We start from the raw sequence: 14,067 nt of genomic DNA, 5'->3' as shown, positions 1-14,067 counted from the left end.
CCAGTTGGCCTTTCTTGTGGACTTCCCCCCTCGCTCTGTGGATGCAGGAGACCCATGCCCGACCTGCCGAAGCCCCAGAACGCCGCCGAAGCCGCGCTGTTCTCGGAGTGCTGGGACGCGGTCCTGTCGTACGCCGATCTGTGCACCTCCGGTTCGAACGCGGCGACCCAACTGGCCACCCAGGCCTTCAGCAGCGGTATGCGGGAGGCCGAGGCCCTGGAGTACGAGGCGGGCGCCGGCCGCGGCGCCGGCCGGCGGGTCCTTCGGCTGCCCCGAATACCCTTCCTGCTGACCTGGGTCAGGACCACCGCCGCCACCTGGGAGTCGGGCGGGCAGGGCCACCGGCTCGACCCCGACCTGCGGCTGTGGCTCAACTCGGACAAGGCGTTCCGCTACGCCGGGCCGCCGCTGCACCGCCCGCTCGCCCTGCGCGCCCTCAGGGACATGCAGGAGCCCGACGCGGCGCTGCTGTGGCTGGCCGAGGTCGAGTCGCTGCCGCTGACCTCGGTGGCCCGCAGGCTCGGCCTGGACCCGGCCGTCGCCCTGGCCGAACTCGACCAGGTACGGAGCCTCTTCCGCGACCGGTGCCAGCGCAACCTCGTCGACACGCCCATGGACGCCGACTGCCGCAGCTACGCGCGGCTGCTGGACGCGGTCACGCGCTCGCCCGGCGCGGACACCCCCGACGACCTCTCACGGCACCTTGCCACCTGCGTGGAGTGCGCCGAGGCGGCCGCCTGCCTCGGGCTGCACGGAGGCGGCCTGCCCGCCGCCCTCGCCGGCGGTGTCATCGGCTGGGGCGGACTCGCCTATCTGGAGCGTCGTCGCCGGGCCGCCGAGGCGGGTCTCCTGCCCGGCCGCGCCGACGCCACCGGCACCGACCGGGGACTGTCGCCGGGCAAGGAACCCCGGCCGAGGATCGGCCGCACCGGGCTGCTGGCCGGCGCCGCCATCGTCTCCGTCCTCGCGCTCACCGTCTCCCTGATGCAGTTCGGCGACGACGACACGACCGTGACCGGGGGCGGAAGCACGAGCGAGTCGCCGGTGGCCCAGCGGGGCCCCTCCGTCCCGGACACCGAGCCCGACCCGTCCGGCGCCTCGTCGGGACTGCAGAGCACGACCCGCCCGCAGGAGACCGGCACGGACGGCGACGGCAGCAGCAGCAACAGCAACGAGGAACCCCAGGGCGACTCCTCGACGCCCGCGCGGGAGTCGCACGAGCCGGTCGAGCCCGACAAGCCGTCCGCCGCGACCTGCCACGTCCGCTACCAGGTCGACAACGAGTGGCCGGGCGGCTTCCAGGCCACCGTCACCGTCACCACCACCAAGGCCCTCGACGGCTGGCGTATCGGCTGGTCCTACGAAGGGGGCCAGCGCGTCACTCAGATGTGGGACGGCACGTTCGACCAGAACGGGACGCGCGTCACCGCCACCGCCGCCGACTACAACAAGACCGTCGCCAAGGGCGGCACGTTCGGCGTCGGCTTCCTCGGTGCCTGGGAGTACGACGCCAACACGACCCCCGACGACTTCACCCTCAACGGCCGCCCTTGCAAGACGGTGGACTAGCGGAGTGGCGAACTAGCGGACCAGCGGTGTCGGGGCGGGGGCCGAGGGCCGGGGGCCGGGGGGAGGGGCGGTCGGTGGGGATTCCCGGGGGCGGTTAAATCGGTTGACGGGTGACCGTCGGCCCCCGCTAGGGTGTGACCGTTCCGCGCCGCGGCCTCTTCGGCCGCCGGTGCCCATGACGAGTGAGACAGGAGGTGTCGACCGATGGCTGTCACGGTGACGAGCGCTGCCCTCATCCAGGAATCCATCCAGTCCACCTCCGTGGTCACCGGCTGACACTCACCCAACACCCCGCGGCGCCCCCGAAGGGCTCGCGCGGCCGCCGGGACCACCCTTGTGAAGGGTCTCCCTTGACTTTCTCCGGCTCTCCTTCCGGTTCCGCCTCCTCTCTCTCCGCTCTGGCCCCCTACGGCTGGGACGACGCCTGGGCGGACGCCTTCGCCCCGTACGACGCCGAGGGCCTGCTCGCCGGGCGGGTCGTCCGGGTCGACCGGGGGCAGTGCGACGTCATCACGGCCGACGGGCTGCTGCGGGCCGACACCGCGTTCGTCACCCCGCACGACCCGATGCGCGTCGTGTGCACCGGCGACTGGGTCGCCGTCGAACCCGCGGGCGACCCCCGCTACGTCCGCACCTACCTGCCCCGCCGCAGCGCGTTCGTGCGCTCCACCTCCTCCAAGCGCGCCGAGGGGCAGATCCTCGCCGCCAACGTCGACCACGCCGTCGTCGCCGTCTCGCTCGCCGTGGAACTCGACCTCGGCCGTGTGGAACGGTTCCTCGCGCTGGCCTGGGAGTCCGGGGCGCAGCCCGTGGTCGTCCTCACCAAGGCCGACCTCGTCCCGGACGCGGTGACGCTGGCCCACCTGGTGCAGGACGTCGAGACGGCCGCCCCCGGCGTCCCCGTCCTCACCGTCAGCTCCACCGCAGGCGAGGGCCTCGACGTCCTCCGCGCCGTCCTCTCCGGCGGCACCTCCGTGCTGCTCGGGCAGTCCGGCGCGGGCAAGTCGACCCTCGCCAACGCGCTGCTCGGCGAGGACGTCATGGACGTCCAGGCCACCCGCGACGTCGACGGCAAGGGCCGGCACACCACCACCACCCGCAACCTCCTCGCCCTCCCCGGCGGTGGCGTCCTCATCGACACCCCCGGGCTGCGCGGTGTCGGGCTCTGGGACGCCGAGACCGGTGTCAACCAGGTCTTCGCCGAGATCGAGGAGCTCGCGGCGCGCTGCCGCTTCCACGACTGCGCGCACGTCGCCGAGCCGGGCTGCGCGGTCCTCTCCGCCGTCGACACGGGCACCCTGTCCCCGCGCCGCCTGGAGAGCTACCGCAAACTCCTCCGCGAGAACCAGCGCATCGTCGCCAAGAGCGACGCCCGCCTGCGCGCGGAGATCCGCAAGGAGTGGAAGCGCAGGGGCGCGGAGGGCCGCGCCGCGATGGAGGCGAAGCGGGGCGGCCGACGCTAGCCGCCGGCCGGGAGACCGGCACCCCGCGTCCCTGAGGGGAGTGCCTCGCGCCCTGAGGGGAGTGCCTCGCGCCCTGACGGGAGTGCCTCGCGTCCTGGAGGGGACGGGCCCGGGCCCGTCCCCTCGGGGCGCGGGGAGCGCGCGGTCGCCCCGCACCCCCGAATGTCATGTCCGAATCCCGCCAGCCGTACCCTCCGCCGTCACGGAGACTGGACCTGTGCAGGACATCGACGAGGACATCGCCGAGGACATCGACGACACCAGGTACGAGGCCGTACGCAGCAGGGACGCCCGCTTCGACGGCACCTTCTTCTTCGCCGTCACCACCACCGGCATCTACTGCCGCCCCAGCTGCCCCGCGGTGACCCCGAAACGGCACAACGTCCGCTTCCACCCCACCGCGGCCGCCGCACAGCAGGCCGGGTTCCGGGCGTGCCGCCGCTGCCGCCCGGACACCACCCCCGGCTCCGCCGAGTGGAACGTCCGCGCGGACGCCGTGGCCCGGGCCATGCGCCTCATCGCGGACGGCGTCGTCGACCGGGAGGGGGTCGCCGGTCTCGCCGTACGGCTCGGCTACAGCACCCGCCAGATCCAGCGCCAGCTCACCGCCGAGGTGGGCGCGGGCCCCGTCGCCCTGGCCCGCGCCCAGCGCGCCCACACCGCCCGCGTCCTGCTCCAGACCACGACCCTGCCGGTCACGGAGATCGCCTTCGCCTCCGGCTGCGCGAGCGTCCGCCAGTTCAACGACACGATCCGCGCGATCTACGCCACCACCCCCACGGCCCTCCGCGCCGCCGCCCCCGGACGCGACACCCGCACCCCACGGGGCGACGGCACCCGCACCCCGCCGGGCGACGGCACCCGCCCCGGGCCCTCCGACGCCGACGGCATCCCGTCCGCCGGCATCCCCCTGCGCCTCGCCCACCGCGGCCCCTACCACTCCACGGCCCTCTTCGACGTCCTCGCCGCCGAGGCGGTCCCCGGCGTCGAGGAGATCAGCGGCCCCCGAGGCCACCGCACCTACCGCCGCACCCTGCGCCTGCCGTACGGCACCGGGATCGCCGAGGTGGACGAAGGTCGAGACCAGGGCACCGGCGGCCGAGGCCGCACGAGGCCGTCGCCCGGCCGGCCCGGAGGGCACCCCGGCGGCTGGCTGGACGCCCGCCTCCACCTCACCGACCCCCGCGACCTCACCACCGCCGTCCAGCGGCTGCGCCGCCTCTTCGACCTCGACGCCGACCCCTACGCCGTGGACGAGCGCCTCGGCGCCGACGACCGGCTCGCCCCGCTCGTCGCCGCCCGGCCGGGCCTGCGCTCACCTGGCGCGGCGGACCCCGAGGAGTGCGCGATCCGGGCCCTGGTCGGACCCGCGGAGGCCGAGCGACTCGTCCGCGCGCACGGCAAGACCCTGGACGCCCCGCACGGGACGCTCACGCACCTCTTCCCCGAACCGGCCGCCCTCACCGGCGCCGACTCGGGCGGCCCCCTCCGCGCGCTCGCCACGGCCCTCGCCGACGGCACCGTCCGCCTCGACGTCGGCGCCGACCGCGACGAGGCCGAGGCCGCGCTGCTCGCCCTGCCGGGGATGGACCCCCGTACCGTCGCCGAGATCCGCACCCGCGCCCTCGGCGACCCCGACGTGGCCCCGCCGGGCACACCCCTTCCCGACGCATGGCGGCCCTGGCGCTCGTACGCCCTGCGCCACCTACGACCAGACCGGTGTCGACGAGGAGTTCAGCCGTGAGTTCAGCCGTGAGTTCAGCCGTGCGTTCCGGGCAGCGGACGTACTACACCACCGTCGACAGCCCCGTCGGCCCCCTCCTCCTGACCGCCGACGAGTCCGGCGTGCTCACCTCCCTCTCCGTCCCGGAGCAGAAGGGCGGCCGGGTCCCGCTGGCGGACTGGCGGCGCGAACCGGCGCCCTTCCGGGAGGCCGAGGAACAGCTCGCCGCCTACTTCGCCGGGGAGCTGAAGGAGTTCCGGCTGGAGTCGCGCGCCGAGGGCACGGAGTTCCGGCAGCGGGTCTGGGCCGCCCTCGACGACGTCCCCTACGGCGCGACCACCACGTACGGCGCGATCGCCTCCCGCATCGGCGCGCCCAGGGCCGCCGTCCGGGCCGTCGGCGGAGCGATCGGCGCCAACCCGCTGCTCATCGTCCGCGCCTGCCACCGCGTGATCGGCGCGGACGGCTCCCTCACGGGATACGCCGGCGGCCTCCACCGCAAGCGCCTGCTCCTCGGCCTGGAGGGAGTGCTCGGGGCCGCGGGCGAGGACGACCGTGGAACTCCCTAGCCCGGCGCTCTGGACGGACCCGCACGCCTGTGCTCGGGTCCGCCCACACCACGCGGGCATACCGGCGCAGCGACTCCGCCGGGGCTCGCCTCAGCGGCCCAGCACCGCCCCGATCCAGGCCCCCGCGATCAGCAGGCAGGCGAACAGCTCCGCGAGCACGCTGGAGCCCCCCGACCGCATGGCCGTGCGCACGGCTGCCACCGCCTCGCCGTGCCGGCCGAGCCGGAGCCGTTCGGAGAGGTAGATCCCGCCGAGGAAACCGGGGATCGCGCCGACCACCGGGACGAGGACGAACCCCAGGAGCGCCCCGACACCGGCGCACACCGCCATTCGGGGGGATGCGCCGCTCAGCTCCAGGCGCCGGGGAGGCAGCATCCAGCGGACCGCCCGGGACAGCAGCAGCACGGTCGTGGAGCCGACGAGCACCCACCAGGCGACCGGGCGGGGCTCCTGCAGCGCCCACCACATGACCCCGGCCCACACCAGCAAGGACCCCGGTACGCCGGGCACCAGCACTCCGCACAGGCCGAACAGTACGACCACGCCGGCCAGCAGGAGTTCCCACACTCCCATCTGCCCAGAGTGCAGGACGGCACGAGAAAGCGCAGGTCAGAAAGGCTGGCCCGGCACGGGCACGGGCCCCTGCGGCACGCTCCGCGGGGACAGGGCGACATCGGTGTCGCCGCCCGAGGTCCGCCGGTCGCGGGGGAAGGCCCTCCGATCCCTCGACTCCCTGGTGTCGCACCGGAGTTCGACGGGTAATCCGACACGCCGTACGGTCGTCGGCTCTGCGGACTGATTTTCCGGATGCCCCGTTTTCATACGGCTGTTGAGGTGGACAATTAGGGGCATGAGCCAGCAGGGGGAGAGGCCGACCGGTCATGAGGACGACTGGTGGCGGCAGTTGTACGACGACGCCAGCGGGGACACGGGCCCCTCTGTCGCGGCTGATTCCCTCGACGACCGGTTCGCCTCAGCGGCGAACACGGTCGCGAAGCGGCCGACGTCCCCGTCGAACGGGCCGAACAACTCGACCAGCGCGAACGGGCCGAACAGCCAGAACAACGGTTCGAACGGCCAGAACGGGTCGGACGTGCCGAGCCCGCCGACCGCGCAGCGCGCCCCGGGGGCGGAACCGGATGGCCCGAGCGGTACGGGGCGGCGGACGCGGGGCACCGGCCCCGGAAGAGCCGCCGCCACGGGTTCCACGAACCCCTGGCTCCCTTCGGCCCCCTCGGCCACCGGCTCCCTTTCGGACAGGGTCCCGCCCCAGGGATCCCCCGGCAACCCCGTACGCGACCCTGCCCGCCCCTCCGAGCCGCCCGCCCCCCGCCGGCTACCCGACCCGAGCCCGCCCTCCGAGCCGCCCGCTGCTCCCCAGGTCGCCGATCCGGCCCGGCCCTCCGAGCCGCCTGCCGCTCGCCGGGTAGTCGACCCGGCCCCGCCCTCCGAGCCGCCCGCCGCTCCCCAGGGCGCCGACCCCGCAGCCGACGCCCTGCGCCGCAGCGGCCTGACTCCGCAGCCGGCGCCCTGGGAAGCACCGTCCGCCGGGTCGCCACCGGCCGATCAGCCCTCGTCCGCCCCATCGCCCCCCGCCGACCGGACACCGTCCGCCGAGCGGCCCGCGTCCGCCGAGCGGCCCGCGGCTGCCGTGCGGCCCCCGTCCGGTGAGGATCCTCCCTCCGCTGAGCAGCCTCCTTCCGCGCAGGCGCCTGGGCCGGACGTCTTTCCGCCAGGGCCTAGGCCCCCCGGTTTCCGCGCGGCTCCACCGCGTGGCGGCCCAACCGGCGAGGCAGCAGCCCCTGGAGGCAGCGCGGGCTCACCGCCGAGGACCGGCCCGCTGCCCAGCGCGGCCTCCCCGTCGTCGCGTCCGTCGCGGCCCCCGCGGTCGTCCGGCTCGCTGTGGCCCCCGGGGCCATGGGCGCGCCCGGGCGGCCCCACCCGCTCCGGAACGGGCCCGTTGGCCCCCACCCCCTCGCCCGGCCGCCCTCCGGCTTCCGGCCTCCCGAACGACCCACGACGAGCGGGCGACCCACCCACGGCCCCACCCCGGCCGCCCGCAGCCGGCGCCGGCTCCGGTACGGAAGCCGGCGACGGTACGGGCACCGGAGCCGGTACGCGAGCCGGAGCCGAGCCCCCTTCAGAGCAGCCCGCCCCGCACGGCACACCCCTGCCTCCACCCCACGCCCCTGCCCCGCCCCCACCGAACGCCCCCGTCCAGCCCGCGCCGAGCGACGCGCTCCCGCCCCCACCGAACGCCCCCGTCCAGCCCGCGCCGAGCGACGCGCTCCCGCCCCCACCGAACGCCCCCATCCCGCCCGCTCCGTCGACGCCGCCCAACCCCCCGCCAGCCGCCCCGTCCCCAGCGAGCGACGCCCTTCCGCCCGCGCCGTCGACCCCGCCCGACCCCCCGTCGGCCCTCACCCCACCCCCCACCACCCCCTCCCCGGCGGACTCGGGAGTGGCGCCGCCCCCCTCCTCACGTCCGGTTCTCGGTGTCTCGGCCGGTACCGCGGTGCCCGCCGGCCCTCCCGCCCCCGAGCCCTCCGACGCGGGGCCCGGCGCGGAGGTGGACCCCCGTACCTTGCAGGCACAGGAGGTCCGGCTGGTCACCGGGAGCCAGCCGGTCCACGTGGACTACGTGGGGTCCGGGCCGCCCACGTACGACGCCGAGCCGACCGCGCTGCCGCCGGCCGACCCGGACGACCTCGGTGATCTGGTCGCCGACACGGTGCTGGACGGCGCACGTTGCGGGGCCAGTACGCTTCGTGCCGTCTCGCTACGAGGGGACTCCTCGCGTTACCGGGGCGAGCCGCGCCGGGACTCGCTGCTCACCGCCCGGTTCGGCGTGGGCGAGCAGGCGCTGGTGCTGGTGGCGACGGCGACCGGGGTCCGGGCGACGCCGGGCGCGCACCGGGCGGCGGCGGAGGCGTGCCGTTGGATCGGGCAGGCGATCGGGCGCAGCCACGCACGCCTCGTGGAGGACATCAGGGCCGCCCGGCGCGGCGAGCTGAAGTCGGGACTGCACCGGCTCACCGACCGCAGCCTCGGCAGACTGCGCGCGAGCGCGGTCGAGCAGGGGCTCGACCCGGAGGAGTACACCGCGAGCCTGCGCTGTCTGCTGCTCCCGGCCGACCCCCGGTGCCGTACGCGCGTGTTCTTCGGGGTCGGGCCGGGCGGACTGTTCCGGCTGAGGGGAGGGGAGTGGCAGGACATCGAGCCGCGGGTCGCGGAGGCCGCCGGCGCCCCGGTGGTCGGATTCGGCTCCCTGCCGCACGAGACCCCCGAGGGCGACCGGCTCACCATGGACCTCGGCATCGCGACGCCGCCGAGCCCGTACGAACCGGCTCCCGCGCCGCCCCGTGAACCCTTCCGGTTCCGCGCGTCCGTGGCCCGCGAGGGCGACGTCCTGCTGCTGTGCACTCCCGGGCTCGCCGAACCCCTGCGGGGTGAGGAGGCGCTCGCCGACCACCTGGCGGCCCGCTGGCGCACCGCCGAGCCACCCGGCCTCGCCGCCTTCCTCGCCGACACCCAGGTCCGCGTCAAGGGCTACGCCGACGACCGCACGGCCGCGGCAGTCTGGGAAGCATGAGACGGCCGGGAAGCCGCCCCCGCCCGTCCGAAGGCGGGTCGAGGGGAGTGCGTGAACCCGGCGGGTGCGGGTAGGCGGTGGTCCGCGTGCGCCCCTCATGGGCGGTGGCCGGTGTCAAGTCGTCGTATCGGACGGTCGGTTGGCCTGTACCAGCGCTCGATTTCAGCCAATGAACATCATCGTCGTCGAGCCGCCCCCGTCCGTCGCTGGTGCGGGGCCCGTCCGCCCGTCGCGTGCCGTTGCGACACGGCCGGATCTCCAGCCTCACGTGGGGGGTTGGTAAGGGCCGCGGGGTCCGGTACCGGCCTCGCGGCCGCCGGCGCGGCGCCGGGTTCGTCGCCGTGTGAGGTGGTTTTCCGGGGAGGGAAGCGCTGTCTTCCGGTACGGATGGCTGGCTTGACCCTGTGCGTTTGAAAGCGCACGGACGGTCGTTGACGATTCGGCATGAGTGCCGCGATCCGGACCGGGCAAGGATTCCCGTGTACGTGTTCGAGCAGGAGGGGAATCGGTCATCGGCGCGTGGGCGGGGGTCATGAAGAGGCAGGCGCGAGGAGGCGGTCCCGTGGCGATCGGGGCGTCCTCGACGGAAACGGTGGAGGAAGAGACCGACGATGTGCCGGCGCAGCCCTGTGCCGGTCAGCTCAGGCGCAGACTGGGGCGGGCGGATCTCCGGGCGGTGCCCGAGTCCCGCAAGGCCCTGCGGGAGCTGTTGCGGCAGTGGGGGCGGCCGGGCAGATCGGAGATCGCGGAACTGCTCACGAGTGAGCTGGTCACCAACGCGCTGATCCACACCGACGACGACGCGGTACTGACCGCCACGGTCTCACCCCGCGGACTCCACGTGGAGGTGCGGGACTTCGTGGCCCGCAGGCCCAAACCGAGGATGTCGCAGACCGACGAGAGCACCCATGGTCGCGGTCTCCTCCTCGTGCAGTCCCTCGCCGACTCCTGGGGCGTACGGTCGCACGGGGTGGGCAAGTCGGTCTGGTTCGACCTCGACGGCGGCCTCACCTAGGCCGCCCGGCACGCCCTCTCGCCGCACTTTCTCCCGCGGAGATCCATCAGAAGGACCCTGGTGCTGTGACCGGGATGGTTCGCCGTGACCGGAAGGCGGCTTGTGGGGCGAGCGCACGCGAAACGGCTGGTATTACTGGGGGATGCAGGAAGAGACCGCACGCTCCGCGATCGACACGTTCATCTCCGCGTTCAACGCCTCGAACGACAGCTATGTGACTGCCCTGCTCTCCCAGGCCCTGACCTCGGACGTGGTCTTCTGGGGACCGTTGGGGCGCAGCGAGGGAATCGCGGCGGTCGAGCGGTTCGTGCTCGACATCCGGCGCCACCCGGCGGGGACCGGCACGATGGTGCGCTGCTCAGCGGTGGACATGCCTGACGAATGGGCCCGGTACCAGTGGGTCTTCACCACGCCTGATGGAGGCCCCCGTCTGGCGGGAACGGACGTCGTCCATCTGCGACGGAGCCTCATCGACCAGATCATCGTCTTCGCGGGGGAGATCGAGCCGTTCGCCTCCTGAGTCAGCCTTCTGTCGCTGTCCTTCACGAGCAAACGGACAGGGGCGCGGCTGATGCCGCGCCCCTGTCCGATGGTGTGGTCCGGATTCAGCCGAACTGCTGCTCAAGGTCCTTGAGCTTCCGCTCCAGCGAGTCGAGCCGAGGCAGGGCCATTGTGTCGTCCTCCGCGGTGAGGTCCACGGTGATCGACTTGTCAGAGCCGTTGCGCACGGGCTGCAGGGAGGGGCGGGTACGCACGGGCAGGGGCTCCGGCGCCGATATGGCAGGCTCCGAGACCGCCTGGGCCGGGACGCGCTCCACGGTGGTGTCCACCTGGCGCTGGCCGCCGCCACCGCCGCCGCCACGGCCGGGCAGACCCCGGTGGCCACGGCTGATCGCCTTGAGGTGAGCCCGCTCCAGACGCTCCTGCTCCCGCTTGCGCGCGCGGGTCTCCTCCTTGAGGCGCTTGTCCTCGCGCACCTCGTCCACGGCCTCGTCCAGGCTGCGCACGCCCTCGAGGAGCATCAGCGACCACGCCTTGTACGTCTCACGCGGAGCCCGCAGCCAGCGCACCACACGGATCTGCGGCAGCGGACGCGGCACCAGGCCCTGCTCGCGCAGCGCCGCCCGGCGGGTCTGCTTCAGCGCGCGGTCGAACAGCACCGCGGCGGACAGGGACATGCCGGCGAAGAACTGGGGAGCACCGTCGTGGCCGAGGCCACGGGGCGCGTGCACCCAGTTGAACCAGGCCGCGGCGCCCGCGAACGTCCACACGAGTATGCGGGAGCCGAGAGCCGCGTCACCGTGGCTGGCCTCGCGGACCGCGAGCACCGAGCAGAACATGGCGGCGCCGTCCAGGCCGAACGGAACCAGGTACTGCCACCCATTGGTGAGGCCCAGGTTCTGTTCACCGAACCCGACCAGGCCCCGGAAGGAGAGGGCCGCGGCGACCGCGGCACAGCAGAAGAGAAGGATGTAGGAGGCCGTGCCGTACAGGGCTTCCTTGCGCCGGCGGCGCTCCTCGCTGCGTTCCCACGAATCCTCGGTCTTAGCGTGCTCCCCGGAGCGCTTGCCGCGCGCGAGCACCGCCACCGCCGCCAGCATGCCCAGGAGCAGTACGGCGCCCGGAAGCAGCCAGTTCAGCGATATGTCGGTCAATCTCATCAGGGGTCCCTTGCATTGGGATAGGGCGTAACGCCCGCCATAGTGGCCCAATCCTCGCGACCCTCAGGGGATTTCGGGGCAAGAGACCGCCAAGGAAGTGCAATGAGTGACGCCAGGCGGCATTCTGCTCGAACTACCGCGCGAGGGACGGGAGTTGAGTGCGAGTGAGATTACCCGTTCGAGTGGTTCCACGGAAAGTTCCCGCGATGCGTGAGGAATTTGTGAACCACCTGTAACCCAACGAGGTTCCCACCCGGAGTGGATCTTACGGCACATGCCCCCGGCGATCGCCGGGGGGTCCCGGTGTGCGTTCGGCGGACGAGCCGTCAGGTCGCCGTGGCCGCCGTCAGCTTGACGATCCGTTCGGTGTCGCAGGTGCGCGGGCAGGTGACGCAGGTGTCCTCCGGGGCCAGCGTGTAGTACATGCAGCAGCTCGCCCGCTCCCGCGTCGACAGCGGTTCCCCGCCCGGCCCGGTCAGGTCACGGAAGCCCGCGGACCCGACGTACGGCGGGGTCGCGCCCGGCAGGAGCAGCTCCAGCTCACGACGGCAGCGCTCCCGCTCGTCGGGGCCGAGCAGTTCGGCGATGTACCAGACGCCCTCCACGACCTCGTCGGTCGCCATGCCCCACAGGGCCCGTCCGCGCCGCCGCATCCGCGGGCCGAAGCCGCCGAGGACCGGTTCCATGTGCTCGGCGAAGGCTGCCCGCACCTCGGCCCGCAGCGCCTCCTCGTCCGGGACCACACGGGCGCCGGGCGCGGCGGCGGCCGGATCACCGGGCAGGCAGCTGAACGTTTCGCCGCGGACCGCCAGCCGGCTCCGCTCCCGTTGGAACGCCACGTGCTCCGCCGGGAAGCGCGGCACCCGGCGCTCCAGGAACCAGGGGACGGTGAAGAGGAGGCAGGCGTACCAGGAGTAACGGTGCAGGCCGAAGGCGGCCACGACGTCCGGGCGCCCCTTCCGCCCGTGGTCCCTCAGGATCTGGTCCTCGTCCCACGCCAGGAACGCGTCCAGCTCGGCGCCGCCCGCGGCGAGCCCGGCGGCGCCGACCCATCCCTCACCTTCGGGCAATGGATCGGCGAGGGAGAGTTCTGTCACGCTCATCACGGGCAGGACCTCGGTCAGCCGCGTGTAGGCGGCCGTCAGGGGTGACGTGCGCGGAGTGGGGGCCGGTGCCGGTGCGGACAGGGGCATACGGAGACCGCCGTTTCACCATCGCTGCCAGGTAAGGCTTACCTTAGCCGAGCCCTACCCCAGGTGGTCCGGGTTTGAACTGAGGGCATGTGCGCCTATGGTGCTTAACGACCGGTAACAACCCCAGTAGTGACCAACCGCCCCAGGGTGCCGGTGGCCGTTACCGGCCGGCCGCACCGCCCGGCACACCCGACACACCCGTGACCCATGACTCGGCTCGGAGGAGGACCTGTGGACCAGGCCGGACCGCGTTCGCGCCAGGCCCCTGCCGCGAGTGCGCCGGACGCCGTCCGTCCGGCCACGGCCTACCGAGTGCCCGCGCAGCCGGGAGTGACGGACGTCGACCGGGAGCGGGGCCTCACCGCGGACGCCGCCGGGAGCGTCGGCCGCCGCGACACCGGCCGCGGTGATGCCGCGCCGACTGGTGAGGCGGGCCGACGCGACGCCGTGCCGCCCGCCGGTGCCGCCCGTGGTGAGCACACCCACAGTGAGACGCCGATCCCCCTCCCTCGCAGTGGCGGGACCCGGAACGAGGCAGGGCCTGACGGGCTCCGCCCCCCGGGGCGCCCCGTCGTGCAGCGGGCCTCCGTGCGCGGTCAGATCCTGGACGCGCTGCGGGCCGCGCTGGCCGCCGGTGAGCTGACGCCCGGCGAGGTGTACTCGGCGCCCGCGCTCGGCGAGCAGTTCGGGGTCTCGGCGACCCCGGTCCGCGAGGCGATGCAGCAACTGGCGATCGAGGGCGCGGTCGAGGTCGTACCCAACCGCGGCTTCCGCGTCGTGCGGCGCGGCGCCCGGGAACTGGCCGAGCTGGCGGAGGTGCGGGCGCTGCTGCAGGTGCCGGTGATCCTGCGGCTCGCCCGGACACTGCCGGCCGACCGGTGGGCCGAGCTGAGGCCGCTGGCCGAGGAGACGGCGCGGGCGGCGTCCTCCGGGTGCCGGGCGACGTACGGGGAGGCGGACCGGGCCTTCCACCGAAGGATGCTGGCGCTGGCCGGCAACGAGCAGTTGGTGCAGCTCGCGGACGACCTGCACCGCAGGAGTCAGCTGCCGCTGACCGCCGGGCCCGCCGGGACCCGGATCGAGCTGATGGCCGACGCGGCGGAGCACATCGCACTGCTGGACGCGTTGGCCGCGGGGGACCTCGAGGCCGTGGAGTGCCTCATGGGGAACCACTTCGGTGGAGCGGTCTAGGCCCTGTCGTCAAATTCCCACCTACCCCGCGACGCCATGCACGCGCTCTCGACGCACCGGGCCCCGACCCGAGTACGTCCAGTACACGGGT

Annotated in this window: 12 protein-coding genes; 8 read left to right on the top strand and 4 right to left on the bottom strand. The window is 74.0% G+C overall.

The genetic code is table 11. The annotated features are described in order from the left end of the window. Positions 1–54 precede the first annotated feature (54 nt). The 4 genes from ACZ4Z2_RS29600 to ACZ4Z2_RS29585 all read left to right on the top strand — a co-directional run bounded on the left by ACZ4Z2_RS29600 (position 55) and on the right by ACZ4Z2_RS29585 (position 5,324). The gene (locus ACZ4Z2_RS29600; protein WP_468080117.1) at positions 55–1,569 is read left to right on the top strand and encodes a cellulose binding domain-containing protein; all 1,515 of its coding nucleotides are present in this window, start codon (positions 55–57) and stop codon (positions 1,567–1,569) included. Positions 1,570–1,919: 350 nt separating this feature from the next. After that, the gene (gene rsgA, locus ACZ4Z2_RS29595; protein WP_468080116.1) at positions 1,920–3,032 is read left to right on the top strand and encodes a ribosome small subunit-dependent GTPase A; all 1,113 of its coding nucleotides are present in this window, start codon (positions 1,920–1,922) and stop codon (positions 3,030–3,032) included. Between the two features lie 217 nt (positions 3,033–3,249). Next, positions 3,250–4,776: a bifunctional transcriptional activator/DNA repair enzyme AdaA gene (locus ACZ4Z2_RS29590; protein WP_468080114.1), complete on the top strand. Its 1,527-nt coding sequence runs from the start codon at positions 3,250–3,252 to the stop codon at positions 4,774–4,776. After that, positions 4,773–5,324 carry a methylated-DNA--[protein]-cysteine S-methyltransferase gene (locus ACZ4Z2_RS29585; RefSeq protein WP_468080112.1) on the top strand — a complete coding sequence of 184 codons (552 nt, stop codon included), beginning with the start codon at positions 4,773–4,775 and terminating at the stop codon, positions 5,322–5,324. The genes ACZ4Z2_RS29590 and ACZ4Z2_RS29585 overlap by 4 nt, the downstream gene beginning before the upstream one ends. 90 nt (positions 5,325–5,414) lie before the next feature. On the opposite strand, the gene ACZ4Z2_RS29580 is transcribed toward ACZ4Z2_RS29585, so the two are convergent. After that, complete coding sequence (locus ACZ4Z2_RS29580) at positions 5,415–5,897, bottom strand: DUF456 domain-containing protein (protein ID WP_468080110.1); 483 nt, start codon at positions 5,895–5,897, stop codon at positions 5,415–5,417. Between the two features lie 306 nt (positions 5,898–6,203). Further along, positions 6,204–6,533 carry a hypothetical protein gene (locus tag ACZ4Z2_RS29575; RefSeq protein ID WP_468080109.1) on the bottom strand — a complete coding sequence of 110 codons (330 nt, stop codon included), beginning with the start codon at positions 6,531–6,533 and terminating at the stop codon, positions 6,204–6,206. Positions 6,534–7,908: 1,375 nt separating this feature from the next. Here ACZ4Z2_RS29575 and ACZ4Z2_RS29570 point away from each other — a divergent pair. From ACZ4Z2_RS29570 to ACZ4Z2_RS29560, 3 genes are all read left to right on the top strand, one after another. Beyond that, positions 7,909–8,916, top strand: a complete 1,008-nt coding sequence (locus tag ACZ4Z2_RS29570) for a protein phosphatase 2C domain-containing protein (RefSeq protein ID WP_468080108.1) — start codon at positions 7,909–7,911, stop codon at positions 8,914–8,916. Positions 8,917–9,448: 532 nt separating this feature from the next. Then, positions 9,449–9,931, top strand: a complete 483-nt coding sequence (locus ACZ4Z2_RS29565) for an ATP-binding protein (RefSeq protein WP_468080107.1) — start codon at positions 9,449–9,451, stop codon at positions 9,929–9,931. Positions 9,932–10,073: 142 nt separating this feature from the next. Next, the gene (locus tag ACZ4Z2_RS29560) at positions 10,074–10,451 is read left to right on the top strand and encodes a nuclear transport factor 2 family protein (RefSeq protein WP_468080106.1); all 378 of its coding nucleotides are present in this window, start codon (positions 10,074–10,076) and stop codon (positions 10,449–10,451) included. Positions 10,452–10,536: 85 nt separating this feature from the next. Here ACZ4Z2_RS29560 and ACZ4Z2_RS29555 read toward each other — a convergent pair whose 3' ends face one another. Together ACZ4Z2_RS29555 and ACZ4Z2_RS29550 are read right to left on the bottom strand one after the other, a co-directional pair. Continuing rightward, positions 10,537–11,592: a DUF2637 domain-containing protein gene (locus ACZ4Z2_RS29555; protein WP_468080104.1), complete on the bottom strand. Its 1,056-nt coding sequence runs from the start codon at positions 11,590–11,592 to the stop codon at positions 10,537–10,539. A gap of 326 nt (positions 11,593–11,918) precedes the next feature. Beyond that, positions 11,919–12,785 carry a (2Fe-2S)-binding protein gene (locus ACZ4Z2_RS29550; protein ID WP_468080102.1) on the bottom strand — a complete coding sequence of 289 codons (867 nt, stop codon included), beginning with the start codon at positions 12,783–12,785 and terminating at the stop codon, positions 11,919–11,921. Positions 12,786–13,016: 231 nt separating this feature from the next. Between ACZ4Z2_RS29550 and ACZ4Z2_RS29545 the strand changes: the two genes are divergently transcribed. Continuing rightward, the gene (locus ACZ4Z2_RS29545) at positions 13,017–13,976 is read left to right on the top strand and encodes a GntR family transcriptional regulator (RefSeq protein ID WP_468080100.1); all 960 of its coding nucleotides are present in this window, start codon (positions 13,017–13,019) and stop codon (positions 13,974–13,976) included. Positions 13,977–14,067 lie beyond the last annotated feature (91 nt).

This window comes from Streptomyces sp. NPDC030183 (assembly GCF_055573455.1).
The sequence above is the reverse complement of the archived record's forward strand: the minus strand, read 5'-3'. Positions and strand labels throughout refer to the sequence as shown.

Bases quoted from the DNA above. Each gene is read 5' to 3' on its own strand.
- ACZ4Z2_RS29555 (WP_468080104.1), bottom strand. From the start codon at position 11,592: ATGAGATTGACCGACATATCGCTGAACTGGCTGCTTCCGGGCGCCGTA.
- ACZ4Z2_RS29565 (WP_468080107.1), top strand. From the start codon at position 9,449: ATGAAGAGGCAGGCGCGAGGAGGCGGTCCCGTGGCGATCGGGGCGTCC.
- ACZ4Z2_RS29580 (WP_468080110.1), bottom strand. From the start codon at position 5,897: ATGGGAGTGTGGGAACTCCTGCTGGCCGGCGTGGTCGTACTGTTCGGC.
- ACZ4Z2_RS29600 (WP_468080117.1), top strand. From the start codon at position 55: ATGCCCGACCTGCCGAAGCCCCAGAACGCCGCCGAAGCCGCGCTGTTC.
- ACZ4Z2_RS29560 (WP_468080106.1), top strand. From the start codon at position 10,074: ATGCAGGAAGAGACCGCACGCTCCGCGATCGACACGTTCATCTCCGCG.
- ACZ4Z2_RS29550 (WP_468080102.1), bottom strand. From the start codon at position 12,785: ATGCCCCTGTCCGCACCGGCACCGGCCCCCACTCCGCGCACGTCACCC.